At 61.5% G+C, this 3,824-nt stretch carries 4 protein-coding genes and 1 pseudogene; all 5 read left to right on the top strand.

What is annotated here, in order from left to right:
• Nucleotides 1–369: pseudogene (locus JWR14_RS23080) on the top strand (Asp/Glu racemase); the annotation flags it as partial.
• Nucleotides 370–382: 13 nt separating this feature from the next.
• Nucleotides 383–1,207, top strand: coding sequence for an alpha/beta hydrolase (locus tag JWR14_RS23075; protein ID WP_299712479.1), 825 nt, complete (start codon nucleotides 383–385; stop codon nucleotides 1,205–1,207).
• Between the two features lie 49 nt (nucleotides 1,208–1,256).
• A complete protein-coding gene (locus tag JWR14_RS23070) occupies nucleotides 1,257–2,291 on the top strand; it encodes a 2,5-dihydroxypyridine 5,6-dioxygenase (protein WP_299712477.1) in 1,035 nt (344 codons plus the stop codon).
• Between the two features lie 25 nt (nucleotides 2,292–2,316).
• Nucleotides 2,317–2,961 (top strand): N-carbamoylsarcosine amidohydrolase, encoded by a 645-nt coding sequence (locus tag JWR14_RS23065; protein WP_299712474.1) that lies wholly within the window; start codon nucleotides 2,317–2,319, stop codon nucleotides 2,959–2,961.
• Nucleotides 2,962–3,190: 229 nt separating this feature from the next.
• On the top strand, nucleotides 3,191–3,824 hold a 634-nt coding region (locus JWR14_RS23060), incomplete at its 3' end, for an MFS transporter (protein ID WP_299712482.1).

The following is a 3,824-nucleotide window of genomic DNA, read 5'->3' as shown; positions in this document are numbered from 1 at the left end:
AAGCGCATCGTCATCGTCGCACCCTACATGCGTCCGCTCACCGAACTGGTCGTCGACTACATCCGCCACGAGGGCTACGAGGTGCTGGATTGGCGCGCGCTGGAGATCCCCGACAACCTGGACGTCGGACGCCACGACCCGGCGCGGCTGCCCGACATAGTCGCGCAGATGAACTACAAGGACGCCGACGTGATCGTGCTGTCCGCCTGCGTGCAGATGCCTTCGCTGCCGGCAGTCGCGCAGGTCGAGGCGATGACCGGCAAGCCGGTGCTGACGGCGGCGATCGCCACCACCTATGCCATGTTGAAGTCGCTCAAGCTCGACCGCGTGGTGCCGGGTGCCGGTGCGCTGCTGTCGGGTGCGTACTGAGGAACGCGCGACGATGAGCAACTACCTGTACGGCGCGCACGTGCGTGCCAACGGCATTCGCCAGCACTACCTGTGCTTTGGTGGCCGTGATGGAGCACGTGCATCGCGCGACCCGGTGATCATCGTGCCGGGCATCACAAGCCCCGCGGCGACCTGGGCTTTCGTTGGCGAACGCTTCGGTCACCAGTTCGACACCTATGTGCTGGACGTGCGCGGGCGCGGGCTGTCCGAGGCATCTGACACGCTTGACTACAGCCTCGACGCTCAGGCTGCCGACGTTGTGGCGCTGGCTGGCGCGCTGGGCCTTGCGCGCTACAGCGTCGTCGGCCACTCGATGGGCGGCCGCATCGGCGTTCGCGCAGCACGCTCGGCCGGCCCGGCCATGGCGCGCCTGGTGATGGTCGACCCGCCAGTGTCCGGCCCCGGTCGCCGCGCCTACCCGGCCAAGCTGCCGTGGTACGTGGACTCGATCCGCCTGGCCCGCGCCGGCATCGATGCGGAAGGCATGCGCGCCTTCTGCCCCACCTGGACCGAGGACCAACTGCGTGTGCGCGCGCAATGGCTGCACACCTGCGACGAGCGCGCGATGCTGGCCAGCTTCGAAGGCTTTCACACCGACGACATCCACGCCGACCTGCCGCTGCTTCGCGTACCTACGCTGTTGATCACGGCCGCACGCGGTGACGTGGTACTCGACGAAGACGTTCAGGAAATGCAGACGCTTTGCCCCGGACTGCTGCATACCCGGGTGCCGGATGCCGGCCACATGATTCCGTGGGATAACGAAGCCGGCTTCTATGAAGCCTTCGGCGATTTCCTCGGCGCCAAGCTCGTCTAGATTCAACGCAAGACGAGCCGACACTGACACTCATTCTTCAGGAGTCAACATGCCAATCAGCGATTACGAAATGATTGCCGCGTGGAAGCAGGTTCTGACGTTGTCGAAGCTGCAGGCCGGCCAGACCGTCACTATCCTCACCAGCGCGTCCACGCATCCGCAAACGCTTTCAAGCGCACTGATCGCCACGCAGTCGATGGGCGCGATCGTCAACCGGCTGGACCTGCTCCCGGTGAACGGCGAAAAAGCCCTGAGCCGCGACTCGCTCGCGTATCTCGGCACCACGCCTCTTACCGGCAACCTGGCCGCTATCGCCGCGTTGAAGGCAAGCGATCTCGTGCTCGACCTGATGACCTTGCTGTTCTCGCCTGAGCAGCACGAGATCCTCGCGACCGGCACGAAGATCCTGCTCGCGGTCGAACCGCCCGAAGTGCTCGCGCGCCTCGTGCCGACCGAAGCCGATCGCACACGCGTACGGGCAGCGGCCGAGCGGATCAAGGCGTCGCGCGAAATGCGCGTCAAGTCAAAAGCGGGCACGGAACTCGTGTGTCCGCTGGGCGAGTTTCCCGCTATCTCCGAGTACGGTTTCGTCGATGAGCCCGGTCGTTGGGATCACTGGCCAAGCGGTTTTGTGCTGACGTTCCCGAACGAGGGTCAAGCGAGCGGTCAGATCGTGATCGATCGCGGCGACATCCTGCTGCCGCAGAAAAAATACGTGAACGATCCGATCACGCTGACCGTGGAAAACGGTTACGCCACGCGTATCGATGGCGGCGTGGATGCAGCCTTGCTAAGCGACTACATGGCCTCGTTCAACGATCCCGAAGGCTACGCAATCTCGCATATCGGCTGGGGTTTGCAGCCTCGTGCGCGCTGGTCGACGCTTGGCCTGTACGACCGCGAGGCGACCATCGGCATGGATGCCCGCGCGTTCGAAGGCAACTTCCTGTTTTCGCTTGGACCGAACAACGAAGCCGGCGGCAAACGCACGACTACGTGTCACATCGACATCCCGCTACGTCATTGCGACGTGATGCTCGACGGCGACGCCGTGGTCCGCGATGGCGTGGTAATGGACCGATAGAACCTGACCCCTTGGAGCAATCTGAATGAGCGACATCCAGAGCCACGCCGAATCGGGCGTGTACAAACAGCAGGGATTCGGCACGCCGTTGCCGGTGCAAGGCAATATCGGCTTGCTGATTGTCGACTTCGTGGTCGGCTTCGCAGACCCCAAGACCTTCGGCGGCGGCAACATTGCACCAGCAATTGAGCGCACGGTGCATCTGCTGGCCGCCGCGCGCCGGCATGGCTGGCCGGTTGCGCATAGCCGTATTGTGTATGCCGCCGACGGCAGCGACGACAACGTGTTTTCGCTGAAAGTGCCGGGCATGGCGACACTCACCGAAGACCACCCGAACAGCGCGATCGTGCCTGAGTTGAAGCCCGCGCCGGGCGAGCTGGTCGTGCGAAAGACGGTGCCGTCCGCGTTCTTCGGCACGCAACTCGCGCCGTGGTTATCGCAGCGTGCGGTGCAGACGTTGATTGTGGCAGGTGCAGTCACGAGCGGATGCGTGCGCGCAAGCGTGGTTGACGCGATGTCGCATGGTTTCCGTCCGCTGGTTGTATCCGATTGCGTCGGCGACCGGGCGATCGGTCCGCACGATGCAAATCTCTTCGACATGCAACAGAAATACGCCGCTGTAATGACGCTAGATGAAGCGCTTTCGAGTATCGAAAAACGTCAGGCCTGATCACTCAATTATTCGCTTTTAATCGCTTCGTTTAACGCTCCAGCGTCCTCCGGGTTCAGCCCGCGGGACGCTTCATCACGTCCACACTAAACTTATAAGTCATTGATTTGTATAGAATTTTTCTCATAAAATTCTTGCTTTCCTGATTTTGGTTTCGTAACTTTGCAGCTCATTTGCAGATAACGCGACCACTGATTTTCCAGGAGACACGACTTTGTCGACCCCATCCATAGACACTTTGCGCGGCACGCTGCACACCGACGCACAGGCAGAACGCGAGCTGTACAGGAAACTCACCTGGCGACTGATTCCGTTCTTCTGTCTTTGCTATTTTTCAGCCTACCTGGACCGCGTGAACGTGGGCCTGGCGAAGCTGCAGATGCTCGATGCACTTCACTTCAGCGACACCGTCTACGGCTTGGGTGCAGGCCTCTTTTTTGTCGGCTATATCCTGTTCGAAGTGCCCAGCAATCTGATCCTGCAGAAGGTGGGGGCAAAGCTCTGGATCGCGCGGATCATGGTCACGTGGGGCATTCTTTCCGGGCTCACGATGTTCGTCAAAACGCCGGGCCAGTTTTATATCCTTCGCTTCATGTTGGGCGTAGCGGAAGCCGGCTTCCTGCCGGGCGTGCTGCTGTATCTGACGAACTGGTTTCCTGACGCACGCCGCAGCAAGATCATCGCGCTCTTCATGATGGGGCTGCCATTGTCGAGCCTGATCGGTGGGCCGTTGTCAGGCTGGATCCTGACCTTCTTCGACGGCATGCACGGCTGGCAAGGATGGCAGTGGCTGTTTGGAATTGAAGCGTTGCCGTCGATCGTGCTCGGCGTGCTGGTGTTTTTCTACCTGCCCAACACGGTGG

The organism is Caballeronia sp., assembly GCF_028292365.1.
Classification (GTDB): Bacteria; Pseudomonadota; Gammaproteobacteria; order Burkholderiales; family Burkholderiaceae; genus Caballeronia.
Note: the sequence above shows the minus strand (reverse complement) of the source record. Positions and strands in the feature narration are given on the sequence as shown.

What these genes read in the sequence shown, in the direction of transcription:
- JWR14_RS23075 (WP_299712479.1), top strand. Translation starts at nt 383, where the DNA reads ATGAGCAACTACCTGTACGGCGCGCACGTGCGTGCCAACGGCATTCGC.
- JWR14_RS23070 (WP_299712477.1), top strand. Translation starts at nt 1,257, where the DNA reads ATGCCAATCAGCGATTACGAAATGATTGCCGCGTGGAAGCAGGTTCTG.
- JWR14_RS23065 (WP_299712474.1), top strand. Translation starts at nt 2,317, where the DNA reads ATGAGCGACATCCAGAGCCACGCCGAATCGGGCGTGTACAAACAGCAG.